Here is a 24972-nt window from a genome sequence, read left to right on the forward strand (position 1 = left end):
TGATTGGAAGAATACCTGACGCCGTAAAGCACTTAATAATTTTAAATGTAATATTTTTTGCTGCCACTTATTTTATGCAAAATGCAGAATTACAAACAATGTTTTCACTGTATTTTCCTAAAAACCCAAACTTTGGGTTTTGGCAATTTTTAACCCATATGTTTATGCACGGCGGGTTTATGCACATTCTTTTTAATATGTACGGACTTTATGCTTTTGGTACTCCGTTAGAACAAATTTGGGGACGTGATAAGTTTTTATTTTTCTATTTCTCAGCTGGTTTGGGTGCTGGTGCTATTTACACCTTGGTAAACTATTATCAGTTCAACTCGGTATATGATCAATTGATTTCTTTAGGACTTTCAGGAGGAGAAATTCAACAAATATTAGATACAGGAAGTTATAATTCAGGAATATTAGCCACACTTACCGAAGCAGACTTAAACGACTTTTTTGCAATTTACCATACACCTGCTGTTGGTGCTTCAGGTGCAATTTACGGTATTTTAGTTGCCTTTGGTATGTTATTTCCAAATGCTAAATTAGCCTTAATATTTTTCCCTGTTCCTATAGCAGCCAAATATTTTATTCCTGCTTTAATTGCTATGGATTTATTTTCAGGACTTACAGGATTTTCTTTATTTGGTGGTGGTGTAGCACATTTTGCGCATATTGGAGGAGCCTTAATTGGATTTTTGATAGCTTGGTACTGGAAAAAAAATCAATTTAACAATAAACGCTGGAACTAAATTTTGAACATTTTAAACGACATAAAGCAAGCGTACTACAAAGCAAACGTAGTTGAAAAAATAATTTACATTAATGTATTTTTATTTTTAATTACCGTACTATTTCACAGTTTTATTTTAAACTGGTTTGCGCTACCTGCTAACTTGTCTGATTTTATTCAAAAACCTTGGACCATTTTCAGCTACTATTTTTTACATCAACGCCTATTTCACGCCTTATCTAACTTACTGGTTTTGTATTATATTGGGAATTTATTTCTGAATTTCCACACAAATAAACAGTTTTTAAACTTTTATTTATTAGGTGGTCTTTTTGGAGGAATCTCTTTTTTAACTTACTACTACCTTACAAATTCTTACGGAGCACCTTTAATTGGTGCCTCTGCAGCTGTTACAACAGTTTTTGTAGCCATTGCAACTAAAATTCCACGCTATGCGTTACAACTGCGTTTTATTGGAAGTGTTGAATTGTGGGTATTAGCGGCAATTTGGGTAGTTATGAGTATATTGCAATTAGCAACTCCAGATAAAGGCGGAGCAATTGCACATTTAGGTGGAGCTCTTTTTGGGTATATTTATGCCAAACAATTAGAAAAAGGAAACGATCTTGGAAAATGGTTTGAAGCAATAATAGACTATTTTGCAACCTTATTTAAACCTAAAAAAAAATCTCCTTTAAAAACCGTTTACAAATCTAAAAGTAGAACATCTAAAACCACTGTAGAAAAATCAAAACAACGTAAAATTGATGATATTTTAGATAAAATAAGTAAATCTGGTTACGAGAGTTTATCTCAAGAAGAAAAAGATTTTTTATTTAGGGCCGGAAAAAAATAAACTATGAAAAACTTATCTCTTTTTGATAAATTGGTATTTTTTGTCAATTCTTTATTGGCAGGAATTACCCTAATTTCATTTTTAAGCTATTATATTCCGCCCAACACCGTTCCCGTTATTTCATTTACAAGTTTACTAATTCCTATTTTTATAGTTCTTAATACGCTGTTCATTATTTACTGGATACTTCGCCTTAAAAAAGCAATATTTATCTCAATTTTCACATTACTTATAGGTTTTCAATACGTTTCTAGCTTTTACAGTTTAAATGAAAAGAAAATTTTATTAGCTAACGATTTAAAATTAATGAGCTACAATGTTCGTATGTTTAATTTATACAATTGGATAGCTGAAAAAGATATTGATAAAAAAATATTTAATTTTATAAATGCTAAAGATCCAGATGTTTTATGCCTTCAAGAGTTTCATTCTGCAAAAAAACTAGGCTTTAAATTTCCATATAAATATGTAAAAACTGTCGAGAACAACAATCATTTCGGGCAAGCTATTTTTTCAAAATACAAAATTATAAATAAGGGTTCCTTAAATTTTAAAAACTCTAACAACAATGCAATTTTTGTTGATATTCTAAAAGGCAAAGACACTTTAAGAGTATACAATGTACATTTAGAAACGTTAAGAATAATTCCAAAAGAAGAAAAATTATCTCAAGAAAATACAGAAAAATTAAAACAACGCATTGAAAAGGCTTTTACAACACAAGAACAACAAATTGAACTAATCACCAAAAGTTTAGAAGGGCTGCAACATAAATCTATTATTTGCGGGGACTTTAACAATACCGCTTTTTCTTGGGCTTATAAAAAATTAAAAAACGGAAAAAATGATGCTTTTGAAGAAGCAGGTGAAGGTTTTGGAAACACCTTTGATTTTCCTTTTCCATTTAGAATTGATTTTATTTTACCTGATGAAACAATTGAAGTAAACAATTTTAAAACCTATGAAGTAAAATACTCTGATCATTTTCCAATTATGGCACGACTTCAGTTTTAATAAATAATTTGCTTCACAAATAACAAAATTTGATAAAAAACAACATTTAACTTATGAAAAAAATAGTAACACTTTTATGTATTTATACCTTCTTTCTAGGATTTTCACAACAAAAAGAATTAAGCATTGAAGATGCTGTTTTAGGTTATTACAAAGGTTTATATCCTTCATCTCTAAATAATTTACATTGGGTTGAAAACACAAATACCTATGTACACCAAATAGAGAATGAACTAATTTTTACTGACGCTAAAACGTCAACTGTAACCTCTAAATTAACCTTAGAACAATTACAAAAAACGTATACCTCACTAAAAAGGTTTCCTCGTATTGCTACAATTTCTTCAGAAGAAATAACATTTAGAACAGGCAATCAAATTGAAACATACAATTACAAAACCAATGAAAAAGTACGTTTAGTTACATTTGATCAACACGCGGAAAATACCGAATACAACAACCAAGCAAAAGCAATGGCATACACGCTTGACAATAATTTATATATTGGAACTGCAACCAACCCAAGAATTGCGGTTACCAATATTGAAGATAAAAACATTGTTTCTGGTCAGGCAATTCACAGAAGTGAATTTGGAATTGTAAAAGGTACTTTTTGGAGTCCAAAAGGCAACTATTTAGCCTTTTACCAAAAAGATGAGAGTAATGTTTCTAACTATCCTTTAGTTGACATTAACACCTACCCTGCCTCACTAAAAAATATTAAATATCCAATGGCCGGACAAGGAAGTGAAAAAGCCAAAATTGGTATTTATAGTTTACAAAAAAACAAAACTGTTTATTTAAACATTGATACTTCAGATGAGCACTACTTAACCAACTTATCTTGGTCTCCAGATGAAAAATATGTGTTAGTAGCTGAAATTAACCGAGGCCAAAACCACTTTTGGTACAACAAATACAGTGTAAAATCTGGTGAATTGATACATACTTTGTTTGAAGAAACCAACGATAAATGGACCGAACCTGAATTTGATGCCGTGTTTTTACCAAAAAGCAACAATAACTTTTTATGGTTAAGTGAACGTGATGGATTTATGAATATTTATGAATACACTACTGAAGGAACTTTGGTTAAACAATTAACGAACTTTAAATGGGTTGTTACTGGTATTTTAGGTTTTTCAGCAAATGGGAAAGAGGTTTTTATTACAGGTACAGGAGCTGATCCACGTGAATCACATACCTTTAAAATTAACTTAAAATCTGGAAAATATACACAGCTAACAACTACTAAAGGTACACATACTACTTTATTAAGTTCTGAAGGAAATTATTTAATTGATAGCTATAGTAGTTTAAGTATTCCTAAAAATATTGAGATTATTGACACTAAAAAAATGAAGTCAACAGTTATTTATGAAGCTAAAAATCCTTTAAAAAAGTATGCTTTAGGAACTACAGAGTTTTTAACTTTAAAAGCAGCTGATGGAACAGATTTATATGCAAAAATCACAAAACCTGAAAACTTTGATGCTTCAAAAAAATATCCGGTTTTAGTCTACGTTTATGGTGGTCCACACGCGCAGTTAGTTACCAATTCTTGGTTAGGAGGTTCAAGTTTGTGGATGCCTGCTTTTGCTTCCAAAGAAAATTATATTGTATTTACATTAGACAACAGAGGATCTGCAAATAGAGGTTTTGCTTTTGAAAGTGCTATTCATAGAAATTTAGGCGATTTAGAAATTGAAGACCAATTGGTTGGTGTTGACTATTTAAAATCTTTAAAGTATGTAGATGCAAATAGAATTGCTGTAAACGGTTGGAGCTATGGTGGCTTTATGACAACTAGTTTAATGCTACGCAATCCAGGTGTATTTACAACGGCAGTTGCCGGTGGTCCAGTAATAGATTGGAAATATTATGAAGTTATGTATGGCGAACGCTATATGGACACACCTCAAGAAAACCCTGAAGGATACGAAAAAACAAAAGTAGCCAACTATATTAAAAATTTAGATGGTAAAATGTTGATTATTCACGGAAGTGTTGATCCTGTTGTAGTACCACAACATAGTATGACTTTGCTACAAGAAGCTGTAAAACAAAAAGTTCAAATTGACTTTTTTACATACCCAATGCACGAACACAATGTACGTGGCATAGATAGAGCTCATTTAGTTGAAAAAATGTTAGATTATATTCTTGTAAATAATAAATAAGTAAACAATGAATAACTTGGTTGTACTACATAGTCTTGATAATACCGCTTCAGTAACTCTTGAAAAAGGTGAATTAGTGAGTTACCTAAAAAACAATGAAGAATTAATTCATCAAAAGGGAAATCCTGGTTGGAGAAATTCTGATACGGAAATGTTTCCTATTATTGGCCCTTCAAAAGAAAACAAATTTATAGTTACAACACCTAAAGGAAATTACAATCAAGACCAGCACGGGCTTTTAAGAGAACTCGATTATTCTATAGAAAATCAAACAAAAAACACTTGTGTTTTCAAAAAAAAATACGCTGCTTACACGGCTATTGAAAATTCAAAGTTTCCTGAAAAATCGCCAATTAAATTGGTGTCATGGCCTTATAATTTCACCTTCAAAAAAAGTATTGCATTAACCAATTCCTCATTAAAAATTACCTTTGAAATTAGTACCGAAAAAGGAATGCCTTTTATGTTAGGTTATCATCCTGCTTTTATGTTAAATGGCAATTCAAACGAAGTTGTAACCTCAAACAGCCAAGAAATTAGCATTCCTGAAATTCAAAAAGGTGGAGATACTGCTTTTCCGGTTTTAAATACTTCAGAAATTTCACTAGTTAAAAAAAATGGGCTGAATTTAAAAATTCAAACAAAGGGGTTTCATAATTTTATGTTGTGGACTCCGGCTACCAATATGCTGTGTATAGAACCTATTACTGCGTATCCTTATACAGGTGGTAAAATGCTTTCAAAAGAACTTTTTAACATCTCAAACGGAGTTGATGTTTTTGAAGTAGAAATTACGCCTTATTAAGTTTATAAAAATTGAATATTACTTTTAAAGTATACACTAAGAAAAACTTTTTCTTCTGTTTAAACTAAACCAAAATCATCCACAATACTCCTAGAATAATATATCACAAAAATAATATTTACAGGGCTTGAATAATTTTAAATACAAAAAACTCTAAAGCCTATACCTACTGTATCACTAATTTATAAATACGATAAACATTTAATTCAGTTTTCCTTTTTTAAAGGCAATCATTTTATAACCAATTACAATAAAATAGAATTTATATATTAAAAAAGTTCGCTTTATTACTATAGCCTAATTAATTATTAAAGATGGTTAGAATAAAACTTTAAAATATATTATTTTTACTATTTTAGTGAGTAAAAAAATTAATTAACACATAAAGTTCATTTTGATTATTAGAATTAAATGAATATCCAAAATTTATAATTTTAAATTCAATGATTCAATTATTTCAAAAATTAAATGATTATATATATAAAATAACAGGCAAAAACAGAAGTAAAAAAAATTCATATAAAAATCCTGTATTTATAATTTTAGCATCACTTACTTTAGTTACTATATTATTTGCTTACTCAAACCACTTCTTAAATTCTTTTCATTTTGATGATAATCATACTATTGAAAATAATAGTGCTATTCAAGAATTAAATATTATTAACTTTTTTAAAGATGCTACTACCTTTAGTTCCTTACCTACAAATCAAAGTTATAGACCCTTAACAACTTTAGAAAATACCATAGACTATAAATTAGGAAACGGTTTAAATCCAAAAGTTTTTCACATACATATTTTTTTAACATATTTAATAGTTTGTGCCTTACTCCTAATATTTACGAAAAAATTATTAGATAAAATTAATTTTTCTAAGGTAAATCAATTTTGGGCTTTATTAGTAACAGCCTTTTTTGGTCTATTATGTGTTAATACTGAAACTGTAAATTACATAATTCAACGTGCCGAAATTGTATCTGCTCTTTTTGTTCTAGCTGGATTAATAGCGTATTTAAGTAATGGCTTTTGGCGAAAAAAATTAGCTTATTTAATATTTCCATTTATTGGTTTTTTCTCAAAAGAAATGGCTTTTGTTTTTGCTCCACTTCTACTCCTCTATTTTTTAATATTTGAAGAAAATGTTGACTTGCTACATTTTTACAGAAAAAATGAATTTAAAAAGTGCATAAAATCATTTATTAAAATATTACCTGCTTTTATCTTAACTGTCATATATTATATTTTTTATTCATATATGATGCCTTCAACTTTTTCTCCAGGTGGAAATAGTCAATTTAATTATTTGATTACTCAACCAATGGTAATGGTCCATTATATAGTCACTTATTTTATTCCTTATAATTTGTCAGCTGATACCGATTGGGTTGCTTATAAATCATTATTTGATTATCGAGCAATTTCAGGTATAATTTTAATTACCCTATTATTTTACATTGCTTTAAAAACTTCTAAAAAGAAAGAAACTAAATTGTTTTCTTTTGGAATATTATGGTTCTTTATTTCGTTATTACCAACATCATCATTTATTCCATTTGCTGAAGTTTTAAACGATCATAGAACCTTCATTCCATATATTGGCTTAACAATAGCATTTGTTTTTGGAACAAATTATTTGGCGCAAAAATATTTATCTAAAAATATAGAAAGAAAAACTATTCAAAGTGTAATAATTTTAGCAATAACATTGTTTTTGGGTTTACATACTTATGGTATTAGAGAACGAAACAAGGTGTGGAAAAGCGAATTAAGTTTATGGAAAGATGTAACTATAAAAAGCCCTAATAACGGTAGAGGATTAATGAATTATGGCTTAGCTTTAATGGGAAAAGGTGATTATAATGGAGCTATAACATATTTCAACAAGGGCTTAGAGCTAAATCCTAATTATGCTAGTTTATACATTAATTTAGGAATTGCAACAAAAGCTATAGGGAATAATATAGCCGCAGAAAATTACTATAAAAAAGCAATTCAACTTACTCCTACATCACATAAAACATTGTTTTTTTATGGGAAATTTTTAATCGATGAAGGCAGACTAGAAGAAGGTGAAGAATTTTTACTAAAATCGTTAAACATTTCTCCAACCTATACCAAAGCAAATTTTTTATTATTGGAATTATATCATAAAAAAAATGATTGGGAGAAGCTTAATAAATTAGCGGAAAAAATTCTTAAAAAACTACCAAATAACGACAAGGCATTAAAATATTTAGACATCTCAATCAATAAAGAATCAATTCTTATGATTTTGGAAGAAGAGACTAAAAACAACCCAAGTCCTGAAAAATACCTCAACCTAAGTTTTAAATATTTTCAAAATAATAATTTTAGAGGGACCATAAGTGCTGCAAACTCAGCTTTACAACTTAAAAGTAATTATCCTGATGCTTATAATAATATTGGAATTGCCCATTATATGTTAAAAGAATATGACCTAGCAATTAAAGCTTATAATAATTCTATTAGCCTTAAACCAGATTATAAACTTGCCCAAAATAATTTAGCAAATGCTACTAAGGCTAAAAAAAACATGGATAGTTTGCTAAACCCATCAGCTAAAAATAGGACATCTAATTATTTCTTAAATTTAAGCTTAACCTTTTATAATGATAGAAATTATTTAGCTTGCATAAATGCAGCAAAAAAATCAATTCAAATAAATCCAAGTGCTGATGCCTACAATAATATATGTGCGGCATATAACCAATTAAAAGAATTCGAAAATGCCATTGAAGCTGGGAATAAAGCAATTAAATTAGAACCAGAGCATAGGTTAGCCAATGGAAATTTAAAATATGCTTTAAATAATATTAAAACATTAAATGAATAAAGAATTGATACATAAAATTTTATTAACTTGTTTAATAATAGCTTCTTCTGTTTACATTTATAGCGTTTTTCCAAAATTAAATGAATACAAATTAGGTGCAGATGAAGGTACATACTACAGACAGGGTAAAACTATTTTAACAAACGGATTTTCCGGCTTCCAAATATTAGCCAAAAATTATGTTCAAGACTCTTCTAAACAACTTGAACCTCACCCTTTAAGAATTGGCCATACTATAAGTACTGCAATTCTATTAAAAATAAAGGACTCTATTTTTATGCTTTCTTTAAAATCTTGGATATATTTTATATTAATATTATTATGTTCAAATTGGTATATAAAAAAAATATGGGGAACAAACAGTGTTTTTTACATTGTTATACTACTCTCTATTAGCCCTTTAATTACTGGAATGTCAAAAAGAGCTTTAATTGATATAGAAAGTCTATTTTATACAATATTAGCCTTATTTCAATTCTTATATTACATAAATAACTCCAGCAATAAAAATTTTTATTTATTTACAGCTTTTCTAAGCATTTCTTGCTTTTTTAAAGAAACTGCATTTTTTCTGATTCCATTTTATTTTATTATCCTTTTATTTTTAAAATTAAAAAATGAAAAAATTTCCTTATCCAAAATATTCATTTGCTGCATTACTCCTTTTTTAGTTGTTGGAATAGTTGATCTTATTTTATTTCAAGGCTTAGATATTTTAATTGAAATTTTAAAAATACTATTTAACTCAAGTAATCATTACATGAATAAATTTGGCAATGGACCTTGGTTTCAATATTTAATAGACTTTTTATTACTGTCACCTTTTGTTTCAACAATGGGAATATTTTTTATTGGTTACTGTATTATCAACCGTGAAAAAAAATTAGAAAATATGGTAATTATAGCATTGTTTTTATACTTGATAATTTTGTATTCGTTTATACCAAAAAATGTTCGATTTCTTCTAATGAATGAGTTCTTATTATGTATTTTTTCTGGTCTATTTATTATGAATGTTTATAATAATTATAAAGGTTTAATCTATTGGAAAGACATTATATTATACTCTGGGTTAATGTTTTTAATTTACAATGGTTATAAATCTTTTAATAATTATTTTGTAAAGTATAACATTTACGACCCGATAGGATATAATTTATTATACGCAGCTCAAATAATACCAAACAAAGAATTAAGTAAAATAAACTCAAAACAAAAAATACTTTCTTCTAAAGAACTTTCTAATAAGTTTTTAGAAAACAGTTTAAAACATTATCAACTAGGAGAATATAAATTGTGTATTAAAGAGGCAAAAAAATCAATTCAAATAAATCCAAGTGCTGATGCCTACAATAATATATGTGCAGCATATAACCAATTAAAAGAATTCGACAATGCCGTTGAAGCTTGTAATAAAGCAATTAAATTAGAACCAGCGCATAGGTTAGCCAATGGAAATTTAAAATATGCTATATCACAAAAGTATAATTAACTATTATAAAAAATAGAAACATGGTAAAAAATGATTTGAAAAATTCTAAAGTTGCAATTGTAATTCCTTACTATAACGCATCTAATCAAATTATATCAGTAATTTCAAAAATTCCTGAGTATATACATGCAGTTATAATTGTTAATGATAAAAGTTTAGAACCACTACCTAAAAAAGAAATTTTAGAAACTTTAAATAAAAATGTAAAATGTTATTTCCTAGAAAATGAAATAAATTTAGGCGTTGGAGGGGCAACAAAAAATGGCTTTCAATTTGCTAAGGAAATAGAAATTGATATTGTTGTTAAAGTTGATGCTGATGACCAAATGGATTTAAATTACCTGCCAGATTTATTAAACCCTATTGTTCATAATAAACTGAATGTAACCAAAGGAAATCGTTTTAAAAATAGAAAAGCACTACAGAAAATGCCTATTATAAGAACTATGGGCAACCTAATACTCTCCTTTTTAGTAAAAATGGCAACTGGATATTGGCATAATTTTGATCCAACAAATGGTTTTATAGCGGTAAAAGTGGAAATGTTAAAAAAGATAGACTTTTCTAAACTATCAAATAGATATTATTTTGAAACATCACTTTTAGCAGAATTTTATTTTCAAAAAATACGAATAAAAGATATATCAATGCCTGCTATTTATGCAGATGAAAAATCAAATATGAATGTCTTTAAAATGGTTTTTGTTTTTTTAGGAAGGTTGTCCAAAACTTTTGTTAAAAGAATTCTGAAAGAGTATTTTATATATGATTTTAATATTGGTTCCATTTATTTACTTTTTGGGTTTCCACTATTTTTATTTGGAATTATTTTTGGAACCTTTAAATGGATTCAATATGCCTCAATTAATCAGTTTACTCCTACAGGAACCATTATGATAATTACACTTTCAATTATTTTAGGATTTCAGTTATTACTTCAAGCCATTCAATATGATATATTTAATGCTCCAAAAGGAAATAAGTTAGAAAATTAAATGGTCATATATTAATTTGAAATTAACAATGTAAAACTTAATTTTAGAGTTAGCTTTACACTTTACAAACAACTCAAAATTAAACCATTTCGTGATTAAAGTTTAGTTTTCAAATAAAGATATCAATATCATTTCATAACAGTGATTATTAATTTCTTTTAAAAACTCCTACTACTCATAGAATTTTTCGCTAGTTCTTTTTTACTCTAGATAAATCTAAATGATTAATTGGGTTAATTCCTAAACCAGAAATATTTTTCTGTGTAAAACGCACTACCTCATCGTAATATAAAGGAATTACGGCTGCTGAAGCCATGACCATACTATCCATTTTTTGGTACATAGCGCGTCTTTGTTTAGTATCAACAATTTGAATAGAACTTTCATATAAAGCATCAAATTCTTTTGAGCTATAGTGCGTGTAATTTGGTCCGTTTGGTGAAAAATTCTTACTATGAAATATAAATAAATAATTCTCCGCATCCGGATAATCGGCTACCCAGCTACCTCTAAAAATACTCAACTTTCCATTTACTTTTGTTTGCCTTAACGTTGATGGTGGCATCACATCTATTTTCACTTCCAAGCCCGTTTTTTGAACTTCACGCTGAATGTATTCGCACAAATCTAAATATTGACTGTTGGTACTAATGGTTATGGACGGATTCATATTTCCTGTTTCTTCCATATAAGATTGCACCAATTCTTTAGCTTTTTGAGGCTGGTATGTATAACCTTCCATTTCATTAAAAGAAGGTAAACCTTTTGGAATAAACCCATTAATCGCAGGTGTACCTATACCATTTCTTAAATATTTAATCATTTTCTCACGATTGAAACCGTAATTAATGGCTTTTCTAATTTTTAAAGCATTTACTTCCTTTTCATCTGCATCTAAATAAACCCCTAAATATTCTGTATTTAAATAAGGTCCCGTAATCATATCAATTTTTTCAACATGTTGTGCTTTCAACTTTCCTTCTGAAGTCAATAAATCATCTTTGTAAGAAGCATCTATACTACTCATAAAATCAATATTACCTTGAATAAATTGCAAAAATTCACTTTGCTTGTCTGGCAAAAATGTAATGGCAACTGCTTCCAAATAAGGTAAACTTGTTCCGCTTTCATCTTTTTCAAAATACTGATGATTTTTTCTAAAAACCAACTTGGTGTTTTCTACCCATAATTTAAATTGAAATGGGCCTGTTCCTATTGGGTTTGCTCTAAAATTATCACCAAAATAATCTACTGCTTCTTTTGGAAGCACAGCACAATATTGCATACTTAAAATACTTAAAAACGGAGGAAACGGTTGTTTTAATTGAATTATAAACGTGCTATCATTTTCGGCTTCATACTTTTCAACAAACTCTAACACCCATTTCCCTGGAGACGCAACTTTAGGGTCTAACAACCTACTAAAACTGTATTCAAAATCTTTGGCAATCACATTTCTAGTAGAATCTTTTCCAAACAATTTATGTTTATGAAATTTCACATCATTTCGCAACTTAAAACGGTAGGTTTTCCCATCTTCTGAAATTGACCAAGACTCAGCTAAATCAGGTAGCACTTCCAACTTATCATCTAATTTTACCAAACCATTGAACAATTGCCCCGTTACCCAAATGGTTCGTAAATCTTTAGCAAAAGCAGGATCTAACGTTGTTATATTTGCGTGTTCGTTGTATCTAAACACTTGTGAATCTTTAAAATTTGAAGTTTTTGAACTACAAGAAATCAATATTAAACATAGCATAAGTACAGTGACTGAGCGTACTCCAAAAGCTTTAATAAAAATTCCTTTCATTAAAAAAAAGGTTTCATTACTGCTCAACCTCTTAAAACTATTTCTCAAAATCATATGCTCTTTCAACTTTACAAATTCGTAATTGATATGTTTTATACCACATTTCTTTTCCTTTTGTTCTTGCCAATGTATGTTCTGCGTTATTTCGCCAATTTAAAATAGCTTCTAAACTTTCCCAATAAGAAACAGTAACACCAACTTCATTTCTTGCAGATTCTACGCCTAAAAATCCTTCTTGCTGTTTCGCTAATTCTTCCATTCTTTCAGCAGTTTCGTTATACCCTTCATCAACATCGGTTCTAACGCTAGAAAAAATAACGGCATAATATGGTGGTTTTGGGGTATTTGTAATCATAAATCTAAGTGCATTAAATATTCAGGTAATTTAGTGTATTTACAAATATCTTCTTTAACAACAACAAATCCGGCGCGCTTTAAAATTTTATATGAACCTACATTCTCAATAATTACATTGGCTTTTAATTTTTTTAAACCTATTTGTTTTGAAAAAACAAGTAAACTTTCAACTAACTCTGTTCCGAACCCACGATGCCAATATTCCCTTAAAAACCGATACCCAATTTCATTTTTTTCAATAATTCCACAAATCCCTATAAAACTTCCATCTTCCTTTAATTCAACAGCATACGGCCATTTCACATTATTATTTTCATATCCAAAAATCCACTCATTCAATTTAACAGAGCTTTCTTCAAAAGTAGCTACTTTTCCTGTAATATAGCGCATCACAGCGGTATCACTTTGCATTTTATGAAAGTCGTTAATATCAGAAATTGTTAATTTTCGAACTCTAAGCCGATTGGTTTCAAATATCATCAATAATATTGTAAATTTGCATCCGATAAATGTACAAGAATGAGCGCACAAAAAAAAGTCGCATTTTACACGCTAGGATGTAAACTAAATTTTTCAGAAACCTCTACAATTGCACGTAGTTTTCAAAACGAAGGCTTTGAACGTGTTGAATTTAATGAGAAAGCTGATATTTATGTTATTAATACCTGTACGGTAACAGATAATGCTGATAAACGTTTTAAATCCATTGTAAAATCGGCATTAAAACAAAACCAAAATGCTTTTTTAATTGCAATTGGTTGTTATGCACAATTAAAACCCGAAGAATTAGCAGCTGTTGACGGTGTTGATATGGTATTGGGTGCTACTGAAAAATTTAAAGTAACTGATTATATAAACGACCTTTCTAAAAATGAAATGGGCGAAGTGCACTCTTGTGAAATTGAAGATGCAGATTTTTATGTTGGGTCTTATTCTATTGGTGATAGAACACGTGCCTTTTTAAAAGTACAAGATGGTTGCGACTATAAATGTACTTACTGTACCATTCCTTTAGCACGTGGTATTTCTAGAAGTGATGAATTGGCAAACGTTTTAAAAAACGCCAAAGAAATTTCAGAAAAAGGAATTAAAGAAATTGTGCTTACTGGTGTAAATATTGGTGATTATGGAAAAGGCGAATTTGGTAACAAAAAACACGAGCATACCTTTAATGAGTTGGTACAAGCCTTAGATACTGTTGATGGAATTCATCGCTTACGAATTTCATCTATTGAACCTAATTTATTAACCAATGAAACCATTGATTTTGTTGCAAACTCCAATAGTTTTGTGCCGCATTTTCACATTCCATTACAAAGTGGAAGTGATACATTATTGAAGTTAATGAAACGTCGTTATTTACGTGAAACCTACGACAATCGTGTAGAAGCTATTAAAAAAGTAATGCCTAATGCTTGTATTGGAGTTGATGTTATTGTTGGATTTCCTGGTGAAACCGATGAATTATTTTTAGAAACCTACAATTATTTAAACGAATTAGATATTTCATATTTACACGTATTCACTTACTCTGAACGTCCAAATACAGAAGCTTTTGATATGAAAGGTGTTGTACCTAAAAAAGTGCGTGCAAAACGCAGTAAAATGTTACGAGGACTGTCTGTAAAAAAACGTAGAGCCTTTTATGAAAGTCAATTAGGAAATGATTTAACGGTATTGTTTGAAAGTGAAAACAAAGATGGTTTTATACACGGCTTTACCCAAAACTATGTAAAAGTAAAAACCCCTTGGAACCCGGAGTTGGTGAATACCTTACAAGAAATTACTTTAACAGAAATTGATGAAGATGGTGTAGTACGTTTTAACTGGATTAAAACCCCTGTGTTTATTTAATTTTTTTTACAAATGACTGATTTATATACATTTGCGATTTTAGTTTTTACCGCATTTTTTACTATCATAAATCCATTAGGCACCATGCCTATTTTTATGACAATGACGTCTACATTAAGTAAAAAACGTAGAAAACAAACAGCAAAAAAAGCCACAATTGTAGCTTTTTTAACCATTTTGGCATTTGCATTTTCAGGTCAAATATTATTTATTTTTTTTGGAATCTCTGTCAATAGTTTTAGAATTGTAGGTGGTGTTATTTTTTTTATGATGGGCTGGGACATGCTACAAGCACGTTTGGGTTCTTTTAAACATACAAAAGATGAAGAAAAAATAAATGCATATGTAGACGATATTTCAATAACACCTTTGGCAATCCCAATGATTTGTGGACCTGGAGCAATTACAAATGCCATTATTTTAATGGAAGACTCTCATGACATTCAACATAAAACTGTTTTAATAGCTGTAATAGCATTTGTATTGCTACTCACCTATTTAATACTTATTGGCGCAAGCACAATTAGCGACAAGTTAGGAGAAACAGGTAATAAAGTTATGATGCGTTTAATGGGATTAATTGTTATGGTAATTGCTGTTGAATTTTTCTTTAGCGGATTAAAACCAATTATTTTAGATATTATGAATAGCTAATGGAAACACAAAAAACTCATATTTATTTAATGCCTGGTTTGGCAGCAAGCCCAAAAATATTTGAGTATTTAAAACTTCCTACAGCTAAATTTGAAATACATTATTTAGAGTGGATTCTACCAACCTCAGTACAAGAAACGTTACAAGACTACGCACAAAGAATGGCTGCATTTGTTACTGAAGAAAACCCGGTGTTAGTTGGTGTTTCATTTGGAGGGATTTTGGTTCAAGAAATGAGTCATTTTTTAAACGTTAAAAAAATCATTTTAATTTCTACCATAAAATCGAGCAACGAGCTTCCAAACCGATTAAAAATAATTCAAAAAACGCAATTATATAAACTATTTCCTTCAAAATCTGTTTCTAAATTTGAAGAGTACGCAAAATATGCTTTCGGAGATTTTGCCAAAAAAAGAGTAAAATTGTATAAGGAATATTTATCTGTTAGAGATGAGTTGTACTTGAATTGGTCTATAGAAAATGTTTTAAAATGGAACCAGAAAGAACCTTTAAAAAATTGTGTTCATATCCACGGAACAGATGATCATATTTTTCCAATTAAACATATAAAAAATTGTATTCTTGTTAAAAACGGAACACACGAAATGATCATTTTCAAAGCAAAAACAATTAGCAAATTAATTTCAGAAGCTATTTAATTGTTAAAATTAGAAGTACTCTTTCATCAAATGCGAATAAATTTGTACTTTGAGCAAATCATTAAATTTGGGGAAATCATGAAAAATTCAGGAAAAATTTTAGGCTTAGTTGCTATTGTATTAATAAGTTCGTTATTTATTTTTTCGACAAAAAAAGAAGCTATTTCAAAAGAAATTATTCTTACCGATAATGAAAAAAACACAAGTGAATCTTATCAAATTAAGGCCTTAAAAATTCCTTCAAACTTGAATTTTGCGGGTGAACTTGTTCCTCTTGAAAAAGAAGATATTAAAGAGCGTATTGATAGAGAATTATTGGTAAACACCTACTGGCAATCAAATGGTTTACTCCTTTTTAAAAGAGCACATAAATACTTTCCAATTATTGAGCCTATTTTAGAGAAAAATGGTGTTCCAAATGATTTTAAATATTTAGCCGTAATAGAAAGTGGCTTACAAAATGTAACTTCACCTGCCGGAGCACGTGGTTTTTGGCAAATTATGAAAGCTACAGGAAGAGAAAATGGATTAGAAATAAACACCAATGTAGACGAACGCTATAATCTTGAAAAAGCTACCCAAGTTGCTTGTAATTATTTACTAAAGGCAAAAGAACGTTTTGGAAGTTGGACTTTAGCTGCTGCAGCTTATAACGCTGGTAATGCAGGAATTTCAAAAAGAATGAATACTCAATTAGTTGACAGTTATTATGATTTATTATTACCTGAAGAAACGCAACGTTATATCCCAAGAATGGTTGCCGTTAAAGAAATTTTATCGAATCCAACAAAATATGGTTTCATTTTAGAAGACAATGATTTGTATAATTTAGAAGCCACACGTACTGTAAAAGTAGACACTGTTATTACAAATATTGCTCGTTTTTCAAAAGAAATGGGTATCAACTATAAAACCTTGAAACTACACAACCCTTGGTTACGTGAAAATAAATTAAACAATGCTTCAAGAAGATTATATGAAATAAAAATTCCACTTTAAGCAATATGAAAATGACTCTATCAACAATTATCACTCTTATCATTATTGGACTTTTAGCAGGTGTTTTAAGTGGTTTAGTAGGCGTTGGTGGCGGTATTATTATGGTACCTCTTTTTGTTTTATTTCTTGGACTTACACAACACAATGCACAAGGTTTAAGTTTAGCGGTTATGTTACCTCCGGTAACCTTTTTAGCGGTTTATAATTATCATACCTCCGGAACTGGCGGAAATATTGATTGGAGAGTTGCTTTAACTGTTTCCTTATTATTTATAATTGGAGGTTTTTTAGGTTCTAAATTAGCACTACAAATAGACCAACGTACCTTGAAAAAAATATTTGGTTTTTTTATGCTTATTGTAGCTATAAAATTAATTTTCACCAAGTAGAAAACAAATTCAATTAGAATTAAAAAAGTAGTAACTTTGCCAAATGGGATTAACAAATAATGATATTTTTAAAAAACTACGTGTAGCTCACAAATTACGTGATACAGATATTGTAGCCATTTGCAAACTTGTAGACTTTAACATTTCTAAAAGTGAACTTGGTGCAATTTTTAGAAAAGAAGACCATCCAAAATATATGGAATGTGGTGATCAACTATTACGTAACTTTTTAAATGGTTTGATTATACATTTACGTGGACCAATGCCTTCAAAAAAAGAATCAAAATAGCTTTTATTAGCAAAATGAAGCTTTTACCTCATTAAATTCTTCAATAATTTCTTCAACAATTTCAGCCGCTGGTTTAATTTCATGAATTAATCCAGCAATTTGCCCTATTTCTAATTCTCCATTTTCTAAATCGCCTTCAAACATTCCCTTTTTAGCTCTACCTTTTCCTAATTTCTCTCTTACTTGCTCAACTGTTGGTTTTTGTTTGTAAAGCTCTTGTAACTCATTAAAAAATTGATTTTTAATCAATCGTGCTGGTGCCAATTCTTTTAAGGTTAAATAAGTATCACCATCTTGTGTTTTTACCACTTCTTCTTTAAAATTAATATGTGATGATGCCTCAACACTCGCCACAAATCTACTTCCAATTTGCACACCGTTTGCACCTAACACCATTGCTGCTAACATACCTCTTCCTGTTGCAATTCCACCAGCAGCAATTACAGGAATTTTTACTTTTTCTTTTACCATTGGTATCAATGTTAGCGTTGTAGTTTCCTCTCTTCCATTATGTCCGCCCGCTTCAAAACCTTCAGCAACTACGGCATCAACACCAGCTAATTCAGACTTTACAGCAAATTTTACACTGCTTACTACGTGCACCACTTTTATTCCTTTTTCTTGTAAAAAAGAAGTCCAAATTTTAGGATTCCCTGCGGAAGTAAATACTATTTTAACTCCTTCTTCCACAATTATTTGCATAATTTCTTCAATATTTGGGTACAACATAGGCACATTTACGCCAAAAGGTTTATTGGTTGCTTTTGCACACTTTTGAATGTGTTCGCGTAATACATTCGGATACATTGAACCGGCACCAATTAAGCCCAAACCACCTGCATTACTAACTGCTGAAGCTAATTTCCAACCACTATTCCAAACCATTCCTCCTTGAATTATTGGGTACTTTATATTAAATAATTGTGTAATACGGTGATTCATGTTATTTTTTTATGAGTTTTATTGTTTGTTTTTGATTATTATAAGACAATTGCAACAAGTACACGCCTTTAGCTAAATAAGAAATATCTTTTACTGGGTACAACTTTGAAACCATTTCTTTAGAAACCATTTGTCCCAATAAATTATAAATTACCACTTCAACTTCACTAACAGTTGATGTAGAAAACTTAAAGTTTAATTCATTTTCTACTGGATTTGGAAAAGGTTGTACGTTTTCTAACTCAATTTCAGGAATTTCTTCAATTAAAATATTAAAAATTGTTTCAAAATTTGGAACACCATATCCTTGTTGATCGGTAGGATTCAAATATAAATGTGCAGACTCTTTTACCAATTGAGTTATCTCTGCATTTGTTTTTTGGGGAAACGCTTGCCATAAACATGCAATAGAACCAGCCAAAATTGGCGATGCAAATGAAGTTCCAAACAAAGATCTTGTTACGTTCCCTGAGGCATCAATTCCAGTACCAAAAGCACCAATTGCACTAACATCTGGTTTTAAACGACCATCAGCTGTTGGCCCAAACGAACTAAAAGGTGCAACCGCAATTACTCCAAAAGAATATACCGCTCCAACACTCAATACCGATTTGGAATCAGCGGGAGCAGTCACATAATGCCAAGCATCAGTACCTTCATTTCCTGCTGAATTTACAAGTATCATCCCTCGAGAAAAAGCAATTTCAGCACCACGACTAATAAATGCTGTATTCCCATCCATATCTTCGTATGTATAGTCGTAATCAGGATTATCAAAAGTGCTATAACCTAATGATGTATTTATAATATCTACACCTAAACTATCTGCTTTTTCGGCGGCTTCTACCCATAAACTTTCTTCTAAAGGAGACTCAATATCAACATCTTCTGAAATAAATAAATAAAAATGAGCATCAGGTGCCGTACCTACAAACTCATCTTCAACATAGCCAGCTATTGTAGATAAAACTGTTGCTCCGTGCGAATCTCCTGTATAAAAATTGGAATCTCTATTCACAAAATCGTATCCTCCCAATATTTGATTGTTATTTCTAATTCGTTCAAAGCTCAAAAAAGTATCAACATTTGGAAAACCACCATCAATCACAGCAATTTGTACACCTTCACCTGTAAAATTATTTTCGTGCAAAACTTCACCCTTCATAATATTTATTTGAGTGGCACCTTTTCCGTAATCAAAATCTGTTAAGACCTCGAATTTATTTTTTTTACTTACAGTTTTTTTTGAAGTTGAACCTTTTTCAATAGAACTCAATGATTTATTTGCAAATTGAATGCTAGCTACAAAATTATTATCCAATAAACTAGTAATTGCTTCTTGTGAACCTTGCACGTGTAAGGCATTTAACCATTTAGAACGCGCTAAAATTTTAATGCCTTCAGTAGTTTTAAGTTGTAGCACATAGGATTCTTCAACCGGAATATCTTTAAAATCTAAGCTAATATTGTAACGTATTCTTCTATCTAAAGACCGTTGTGTCAACATTTTTAAAGGAGAACTTAAAAACTCTTTTTCGCTTGGCTTGTCTGTAAAATACACCCAAGCATCTTCAGTTTGAGCCTTCAAACTAAAAACAGAAAAGAAGAGTGTAAGTATAAGTAGTGTTTTTTTCAATTATTGCGGGGCTTAATTATGAACTAAATTTACTACTTTTTATTGAGTTAAAAACTCAAAAATCTGTAAAAATTTATGAAATTACTCCAGAGCCCAACAACTCATCATTTAAGTACCAAGCCACAAATTGACCTTCAGTAATGGCAGATTGTGCGTTTTTAAACGATACAAACATTCCTGTTTCAACTTTATGTAAAGTGGCTTCTTCTAATTTTTGACGGTATCTAATTCTTGATAACACCTCCATTGTTTCACCATTTTTTAAAGCCAAATCGGTACGAATCCAATGCAATTCTTCATTAGAAACAAATAACACTTTACGGTATAATCCTTTATGATTTTTACCTTCTCCGGTATAAATTACATTTTCATTTACATCAGTATCAATTACAAACAAAGGTTCTTTAGTACCCCCAACAGCCAATCCTTTACGCTGCCCTTTTGTAAAATAATGTGCTCCTTGGTGTTTTCCAACAACCTTTCCATCAGCTACATTATACTTATATTTTTCACTGAAAAACTGTAACTTTTCTTCTTCTGAACCAAATGAAGGGATTTTGCGATTGTATATTTCAGAATCTGCAGGAATTTGAACAATTACACCTTCTTTAGGCATTAACTTTTGCTGTAAAAATTCTGGCAAACGCACTTTACCAATAAAACATAATCCTTGAGAATCTTTTTTATCGGCAGTAATTAAATCTTGCTCAGCAGCTATTTTACGTACTTCAGGTTTTGTTAATTCTCCAATAGGAAATAACGCTTTTGCTAATTGATCTTGAGATAATTGACATAAAAAATACGATTGATCTTTATTGTCATCTTTACCAGCCAATAATTTATAAACTGGTTCACCTTCAATTTCTTCTTCTCCTTTTCTACAATAATGTCCGGTTGCAACATAATCTGCGCCTAATTCCAATGCTATTTTTAAAAACACATCGAATTTAATTTCACGATTACACAATACATCTGGGTTTGGTGTACGTCCTTTTTCGTATTCATTGAACATATAATCTACAATACGCTCTTTATAATCTTCGCTTAAATCTACTACTTGAAACGGAATTCCTAACTTTTCAGCCACAATCATAGCGTCATTACTATCTTCTAACCACGGACATTCGTTAGAAATAGTCACAGAATCATCGTGCCAATTTTTCATAAATAAGCCAATAACTTCATAACCTTGCTCTTTTAATAAATAAGCAGCAACACTACTATCTACACCTCCAGAAAGTCCAACAATTACACGTTTCATTTTATAAAATTTAGTTTGCAAAGTTACGCATTACTTTTATAAAGAAAAGTTAATTTTAAAAGTAAATCCTTAATCATTTTAGGGCTAAAACAACCTACTTAAAATTGTAAAAAGTATGAATTTATCCAACCTCAACAGGAAACTTTCCTAGTTGTCCCCATTCAGACCAAGAACCATCGTACAACGATTTTTGATTGTCGTTTACCAATTCAAAAGCCAATAAAATAATACACGCTGTAACGCCTGAGCCACAAGTAAAAACAAGTTCTTTATTGTCAACCTTTAAATCTTCTATTAATTGAAGTAAATCGTTTTTCGATTTCATTTTCCCTTCTTCTAACACTTGCTTGTATGGAAAACTAATTGCGTTTGGAATATGGCCACTTGCCATTCCTGCTCTAGGCTCTGGACTTTCACCTAAAAAACGATCATTACTACGAGCATCAACAACCAGCACTTCTTTATTTTGAAGATTGTTTAATATAAATTTAGAATCTCTCACCAAATTAGGTTGATGCAATGCTTTAAAATCTCCTAACTTATACGTTTTTTCTTTTTTTTCTTCACACGCATAGCCAGCCTCTTTCCAAGCAGTTAAGCCTCCGTTTAAAACCGTTACATATTGATGTCCCATAGCTTTAAACATCCATCTGGCTCTTGGGCTGGTATAAACTCCTAAATTATCATAAATTACAATTATGCTATTAGAATGAATTCCCAATTTTTGACATTCTGTTTCAAACACTTTAGGATTAGGCATCATATTAGGAATTGGATTTTCTTCATCAAAAAAAGTTGATTCCATATCAAAAATACGTGCTCCTTTAATTTGCACACCCAAATATTTAGGTACTAATTTTGATGCATTTTTTTGAGTACTTGCATCTAATATAACTAAGTTTGGAATATCTAAATTTTTAGCAAGCCATTTCACTGAAACTAAAGGATTTAATGTCATAATGGTTTTAATTATTGTTTTAAAATAGATTTATCTTTGGTTTCCTCTTCATTAAAATATTCCCACTTCCCTATTTTTTCATCATTTTTATACATTCCTGTATAAATTAATTCACCTTTTAAATTATAAAACTTTGCAAGCCCATTTAATTTACCATCTACATAATTCACATCATCAATTAAAACGCCATTGTCAGCAAAACGTTGCATATTTCCATGAAGTTTTCCATTTTTATAATATAAAATCTCTGTAGGTTTTCCTGTTTTATAAAATGTTTTAGAAACACCATTTAAAACTCCGTTTTCATAATTTTCTTCAGACAAAATTGTTACACCATCTTTATGATAATAAAGCCATTGTCCTACACGGTTTTTACCATCCATAACACCTTTGCTTTCTATCACGCCATTTTCGGTATAAAAAACCACTTCAGCCAAATTATTTTCTTTAGAAAATGTTTTGATTAAAATAGGATGTTTTGATGAACGAATGCTGTAATATTTAAAAACACCTATTTCTTTTCCATTTTTAAACTGACCTTGATATCGAATTCTTCCATTTGGGTACTCTTTTTTCCAAATACCTTCACGTGCTCCACTCTCATTAACTTGATTGATGCTTTCTTGTGCTGTTAATAACAACATATTAAAACAACATAAAAACATTAAAAATTGTACTTTCATAAATTATTATTTCTCCAGCGTTTTTACCCAAGCAATTAACGTATTATATTGCTCTTTTGACATTTCAGCTTCTTTATGTACTAACAAATAACTTTTTAAAGGCATTTGATGACGCACTAAAACTTCTTCAAAATTATTTAGAATATGTTCTTTTTGATAGCTGTTATAAGTTGTCCATTCAGACAAGTTTAGGTGTTCCTTTCCATCATTTACATGACTTGCTAAATACCAAGAAACGGGTGCAATTTCACTATACCATGGATAAATTGTTGAATTTGAATGACAATCATAACACGAAGTTTTTAATATTGCTTCAACTTCTGAAGGTATTGGTGCAATTGTTGAAATATGATTGGTATTGTTTTGAGAGTCGTTTTTATTAGGCCTTATTAACTGTATTAAAATAATACCTACTAAAACTCCTAGAAGCACTTTTTTCATGGAATTACAATTTTAAAATTTCTTGTAAATCATCCTCTGAAACTAGAAGTAATTTAGGTTTTACCAATCTTGGAGTTAAGGTTCTCCAATTAGAATCTTGCTCAAATATTTTTTTTAAAATAGCTTTTGCTTGTGTTAATTCACCATTATTTGCCAAAGTTATGGCATACCAAAATTGCATTTCTAAATTTGTTGGATTTAATTCTTGCGCATGCATATAATGCTCTTTCGCAAGTTTATTGTTTCCAGTTTCAACAGCAGCGTCACCTTTATTCATAAATTCATACGCCGTATGTATTGTTAATAAGCGTCTCATTTCTTGAATAGGATTTGCATGGTCTTCAATTCGTAAATCAACTACTTTATCTTGCCAACTATTTCCTGTACTTTTTGCTTTAACAACCAAAATAGCAGCCGATTGTTTTCCTCTTATATCTCCGCCTTCTTTTTGAGCTACTTCCATAGCTGCTAACATACGCTCTGCTAAACTTCCTTTGGTTTGCTCAAAAGCTTTTGCCATTGCTGGCCAAACTGTATTTTTATCCATTAAATTGGCTTGCACAGAAAAATTATCACCAACAATATGCCCAGCAGCTTCAATACAGTTTTTACCTGTGTAAGCTTCAACATTTCCGTGAACATCTAAAATTGCCAATTGTCGCACATCTCTACCTTCATCTAACTCCAATAAGGTTTCTACTGCTAATTTTGGAGTAAGCCCATTTTCCAACAAACTTAAACCTCTAGGACCAAATGATGGATTGATAAATGATTGAGTTGCAACCACACCAACACCAGCTTTTCCCCAAGTTACCAATGAGCCTACAGAAAACCAATGAGATTGTACAGCAACTCCCATTTCACCTGTGATAGTGTCTCTAGCAACAATAGAATAAGTATGTGCAAATGGTTCTTTTTTTGAATAAACTTGTTGTGAAAAACCTTCAAAACAAAAAATTAAAGTACATAAAAGTACAGTGTAAAATTTCATAATTTGTATATTTAAGGTTTAAAGATAATTATTCTTTTTTTACATTTAAATTAAAATTTAAAATGGGACTTTCAAACTTTTGGTATTACACCCTAGTTGCAGTGGTAATTTTACACGTT

The 24972-nt window shown here is 30.1% G+C and carries 24 protein-coding genes; 14 read left to right on the plus strand and 10 right to left on the minus strand.

What is annotated here, in order from left to right; translation table 11 throughout:
- Positions 1-2: 2 nt before the first annotated feature.
- The 8 genes from ACFQ5N_RS02525 (at position 3) to ACFQ5N_RS02560 (ending at position 10927) form a co-directional block, all read left to right on the plus strand.
- A complete protein-coding gene (locus ACFQ5N_RS02525) occupies positions 3-749 on the plus strand; it encodes a rhomboid family intramembrane serine protease (protein WP_386807563.1) in 747 nt (248 codons plus the stop codon).
- Between the two features lie 3 nt (positions 750-752).
- Positions 753-1586 carry a rhomboid family intramembrane serine protease gene (locus tag ACFQ5N_RS02530; RefSeq protein WP_386807458.1) on the plus strand — a complete coding sequence of 278 codons (834 nt, stop codon included), beginning with the start codon at positions 753-755 and terminating at the stop codon, positions 1584-1586.
- Between the two features lie 3 nt (positions 1587-1589).
- Positions 1590-2600: an endonuclease/exonuclease/phosphatase family protein gene (locus ACFQ5N_RS02535; protein ID WP_386807460.1), complete on the plus strand. Its 1011-nt coding sequence runs from the start codon at positions 1590-1592 to the stop codon at positions 2598-2600.
- A gap of 53 nt (positions 2601-2653) precedes the next feature.
- A complete protein-coding gene (locus tag ACFQ5N_RS02540; RefSeq protein ID WP_386807462.1) occupies positions 2654-4780 on the plus strand; it encodes a S9 family peptidase in 2127 nt (708 codons plus the stop codon).
- 7 nt (positions 4781-4787) lie between these two features.
- Positions 4788-5585: an aldose epimerase family protein gene (locus tag ACFQ5N_RS02545; protein WP_386807465.1), complete on the plus strand. Its 798-nt coding sequence runs from the start codon at positions 4788-4790 to the stop codon at positions 5583-5585.
- A 443-nt stretch (positions 5586-6028) separates the two neighbouring features.
- Positions 6029-8440, plus strand: coding sequence for a tetratricopeptide repeat protein (locus ACFQ5N_RS02550; RefSeq protein WP_386807467.1), 2412 nt, complete (start codon positions 6029-6031; stop codon positions 8438-8440).
- Positions 8433-9932: a hypothetical protein gene (locus ACFQ5N_RS02555; RefSeq protein ID WP_386807469.1), complete on the plus strand. Its 1500-nt coding sequence runs from the start codon at positions 8433-8435 to the stop codon at positions 9930-9932. The genes ACFQ5N_RS02550 and ACFQ5N_RS02555 overlap by 8 nt, the downstream gene beginning before the upstream one ends.
- A 20-nt stretch (positions 9933-9952) precedes the next feature.
- Positions 9953-10927, plus strand: coding sequence for a glycosyltransferase family 2 protein (locus tag ACFQ5N_RS02560; RefSeq protein WP_386807471.1), 975 nt, complete (start codon positions 9953-9955; stop codon positions 10925-10927).
- 190 nt (positions 10928-11117) lie between these two features.
- Here the strand turns inward: ACFQ5N_RS02560 and ACFQ5N_RS02565 are convergent, their stop codons facing one another.
- Genes ACFQ5N_RS02565 through ACFQ5N_RS02575 form a run of 3 tightly spaced genes read right to left on the minus strand, consistent with a single transcriptional unit; the run spans position 11118 to position 13577 of the window.
- Positions 11118-12740: an ABC transporter substrate-binding protein gene (locus ACFQ5N_RS02565; RefSeq protein ID WP_386807473.1), complete on the minus strand. Its 1623-nt coding sequence runs from the start codon at positions 12738-12740 to the stop codon at positions 11118-11120.
- A 37-nt stretch (positions 12741-12777) separates the two neighbouring features.
- Positions 12778-13095 (minus strand): antibiotic biosynthesis monooxygenase family protein, encoded by a 318-nt coding sequence (locus ACFQ5N_RS02570; protein WP_386807475.1) that lies wholly within the window; start codon positions 13093-13095, stop codon positions 12778-12780.
- The gene (locus tag ACFQ5N_RS02575) at positions 13092-13577 is read right to left on the minus strand and encodes a GNAT family N-acetyltransferase (protein ID WP_386807477.1); all 486 of its coding nucleotides are present in this window, start codon (positions 13575-13577) and stop codon (positions 13092-13094) included. Before ACFQ5N_RS02575 ends, ACFQ5N_RS02570 begins: the two co-directional genes overlap by 4 nt.
- Positions 13578-13616: 39 nt before the next feature.
- Between ACFQ5N_RS02575 and mtaB the strand changes: the two genes are divergently transcribed.
- From mtaB to ACFQ5N_RS02605, 6 genes are all read left to right on the plus strand, one after another.
- Positions 13617-14951 carry a tRNA (N(6)-L-threonylcarbamoyladenosine(37)-C(2))-methylthiotransferase MtaB gene (gene mtaB, locus ACFQ5N_RS02580; RefSeq protein ID WP_386807479.1) on the plus strand — a complete coding sequence of 445 codons (1335 nt, stop codon included), beginning with the start codon at positions 13617-13619 and terminating at the stop codon, positions 14949-14951.
- A gap of 12 nt (positions 14952-14963) precedes the next feature.
- Positions 14964-15605 carry a MarC family protein gene (locus ACFQ5N_RS02585; protein ID WP_386807481.1) on the plus strand — a complete coding sequence of 214 codons (642 nt, stop codon included), beginning with the start codon at positions 14964-14966 and terminating at the stop codon, positions 15603-15605.
- The gene (locus ACFQ5N_RS02590) at positions 15605-16264 is read left to right on the plus strand and encodes an alpha/beta hydrolase (RefSeq protein ID WP_386807483.1); all 660 of its coding nucleotides are present in this window, start codon (positions 15605-15607) and stop codon (positions 16262-16264) included. Before ACFQ5N_RS02585 ends, ACFQ5N_RS02590 begins: the two co-directional genes overlap by 1 nt.
- Before the next feature lie 78 nt (positions 16265-16342).
- Complete coding sequence (locus ACFQ5N_RS02595) at positions 16343-17263, plus strand: lytic transglycosylase domain-containing protein (protein ID WP_386807485.1); 921 nt, start codon at positions 16343-16345, stop codon at positions 17261-17263.
- A 5-nt stretch (positions 17264-17268) separates the two neighbouring features.
- Positions 17269-17652, plus strand: a complete 384-nt coding sequence (locus ACFQ5N_RS02600; RefSeq protein WP_386807487.1) for a TSUP family transporter — start codon at positions 17269-17271, stop codon at positions 17650-17652.
- A gap of 43 nt (positions 17653-17695) precedes the next feature.
- The gene (locus ACFQ5N_RS02605) at positions 17696-17941 is read left to right on the plus strand and encodes a DUF1456 family protein (RefSeq protein ID WP_386807489.1); all 246 of its coding nucleotides are present in this window, start codon (positions 17696-17698) and stop codon (positions 17939-17941) included.
- A 6-nt stretch (positions 17942-17947) separates the two neighbouring features.
- Here the strand turns inward: ACFQ5N_RS02605 and ACFQ5N_RS02610 are convergent, their stop codons facing one another.
- The 7 genes from ACFQ5N_RS02610 to ACFQ5N_RS02640 form a co-directional block, all read right to left on the minus strand.
- Positions 17948-18883: an NAD(P)H-dependent flavin oxidoreductase gene (locus tag ACFQ5N_RS02610; RefSeq protein ID WP_386807491.1), complete on the minus strand. Its 936-nt coding sequence runs from the start codon at positions 18881-18883 to the stop codon at positions 17948-17950.
- 1 nt (position 18884) lies between these two features.
- Complete coding sequence (locus tag ACFQ5N_RS02615; RefSeq protein WP_386807494.1) at positions 18885-20519, minus strand: S8 family serine peptidase; 1635 nt, start codon at positions 20517-20519, stop codon at positions 18885-18887.
- A gap of 73 nt (positions 20520-20592) precedes the next feature.
- Positions 20593-21780, minus strand: a complete 1188-nt coding sequence (gene mnmA, locus ACFQ5N_RS02620) for a tRNA 2-thiouridine(34) synthase MnmA (RefSeq protein WP_386807496.1) — start codon at positions 21778-21780, stop codon at positions 20593-20595.
- A 121-nt stretch (positions 21781-21901) separates the two neighbouring features.
- Positions 21902-22738, minus strand: coding sequence for a sulfurtransferase (locus ACFQ5N_RS02625; RefSeq protein WP_386807498.1), 837 nt, complete (start codon positions 22736-22738; stop codon positions 21902-21904).
- A gap of 11 nt (positions 22739-22749) precedes the next feature.
- The gene (locus ACFQ5N_RS02630) at positions 22750-23421 is read right to left on the minus strand and encodes a toxin-antitoxin system YwqK family antitoxin (RefSeq protein WP_386807500.1); all 672 of its coding nucleotides are present in this window, start codon (positions 23419-23421) and stop codon (positions 22750-22752) included.
- A 6-nt stretch (positions 23422-23427) separates the two neighbouring features.
- The gene (locus ACFQ5N_RS02635) at positions 23428-23862 is read right to left on the minus strand and encodes a heme-binding domain-containing protein (RefSeq protein ID WP_386807502.1); all 435 of its coding nucleotides are present in this window, start codon (positions 23860-23862) and stop codon (positions 23428-23430) included.
- A gap of 4 nt (positions 23863-23866) precedes the next feature.
- Positions 23867-24853, minus strand: coding sequence for a DUF1028 domain-containing protein (locus tag ACFQ5N_RS02640; protein WP_386807504.1), 987 nt, complete (start codon positions 24851-24853; stop codon positions 23867-23869).
- Between the last annotated feature and the right edge of the window lie 119 nt (positions 24854-24972).

This window comes from Lutibacter holmesii (assembly GCF_042679665.1).
GTDB classification, from domain to species: Bacteria; Bacteroidota; Bacteroidia; order Flavobacteriales; family Flavobacteriaceae; genus Lutibacter; species Lutibacter holmesii.

Excerpts from the sequence above, each read along its gene's own strand:
- ACFQ5N_RS02640 (WP_386807504.1), bottom strand. The coding sequence starts at position 24,853 with ATGAAATTTTACACTGTACTTTTATGTACTTTAATTTTTTGTTTTGAA.
- ACFQ5N_RS02570 (WP_386807475.1), bottom strand. The coding sequence starts at position 13,095 with ATGATTACAAATACCCCAAAACCACCATATTATGCCGTTATTTTTTCT.
- ACFQ5N_RS02550 (WP_386807467.1), top strand. The coding sequence starts at position 6,029 with ATGATTCAATTATTTCAAAAATTAAATGATTATATATATAAAATAACA.
- ACFQ5N_RS02630 (WP_386807500.1), bottom strand. The coding sequence starts at position 23,421 with ATGAAAGTACAATTTTTAATGTTTTTATGTTGTTTTAATATGTTGTTA.
- ACFQ5N_RS02610 (WP_386807491.1), bottom strand. The coding sequence starts at position 18,883 with ATGAATCACCGTATTACACAATTATTTAATATAAAGTACCCAATAATT.
- ACFQ5N_RS02600 (WP_386807487.1), top strand. The coding sequence starts at position 17,269 with ATGAAAATGACTCTATCAACAATTATCACTCTTATCATTATTGGACTT.
- ACFQ5N_RS02545 (WP_386807465.1), top strand. The coding sequence starts at position 4,788 with ATGAATAACTTGGTTGTACTACATAGTCTTGATAATACCGCTTCAGTA.
- ACFQ5N_RS02635 (WP_386807502.1), bottom strand. The coding sequence starts at position 23,862 with ATGAAAAAAGTGCTTCTAGGAGTTTTAGTAGGTATTATTTTAATACAG.
- ACFQ5N_RS02605 (WP_386807489.1), top strand. The coding sequence starts at position 17,696 with ATGGGATTAACAAATAATGATATTTTTAAAAAACTACGTGTAGCTCAC.
- mtaB (WP_386807479.1), top strand. The coding sequence starts at position 13,617 with ATGAGCGCACAAAAAAAAGTCGCATTTTACACGCTAGGATGTAAACTA.
- ACFQ5N_RS02590 (WP_386807483.1), top strand. The coding sequence starts at position 15,605 with ATGGAAACACAAAAAACTCATATTTATTTAATGCCTGGTTTGGCAGCA.
- ACFQ5N_RS02555 (WP_386807469.1), top strand. The coding sequence starts at position 8,433 with ATGAATAAAGAATTGATACATAAAATTTTATTAACTTGTTTAATAATA.
- ACFQ5N_RS02585 (WP_386807481.1), top strand. The coding sequence starts at position 14,964 with ATGACTGATTTATATACATTTGCGATTTTAGTTTTTACCGCATTTTTT.
- ACFQ5N_RS02575 (WP_386807477.1), bottom strand. The coding sequence starts at position 13,577 with ATGATATTTGAAACCAATCGGCTTAGAGTTCGAAAATTAACAATTTCT.
- ACFQ5N_RS02560 (WP_386807471.1), top strand. The coding sequence starts at position 9,953 with ATGGTAAAAAATGATTTGAAAAATTCTAAAGTTGCAATTGTAATTCCT.
- ACFQ5N_RS02625 (WP_386807498.1), bottom strand. The coding sequence starts at position 22,738 with ATGACATTAAATCCTTTAGTTTCAGTGAAATGGCTTGCTAAAAATTTA.
- mnmA (WP_386807496.1), bottom strand. The coding sequence starts at position 21,780 with ATGAAACGTGTAATTGTTGGACTTTCTGGAGGTGTAGATAGTAGTGTT.
- ACFQ5N_RS02595 (WP_386807485.1), top strand. The coding sequence starts at position 16,343 with ATGAAAAATTCAGGAAAAATTTTAGGCTTAGTTGCTATTGTATTAATA.
- ACFQ5N_RS02565 (WP_386807473.1), bottom strand. The coding sequence starts at position 12,740 with ATGAAAGGAATTTTTATTAAAGCTTTTGGAGTACGCTCAGTCACTGTA.
- ACFQ5N_RS02535 (WP_386807460.1), top strand. The coding sequence starts at position 1,590 with ATGAAAAACTTATCTCTTTTTGATAAATTGGTATTTTTTGTCAATTCT.
- ACFQ5N_RS02540 (WP_386807462.1), top strand. The coding sequence starts at position 2,654 with ATGAAAAAAATAGTAACACTTTTATGTATTTATACCTTCTTTCTAGGA.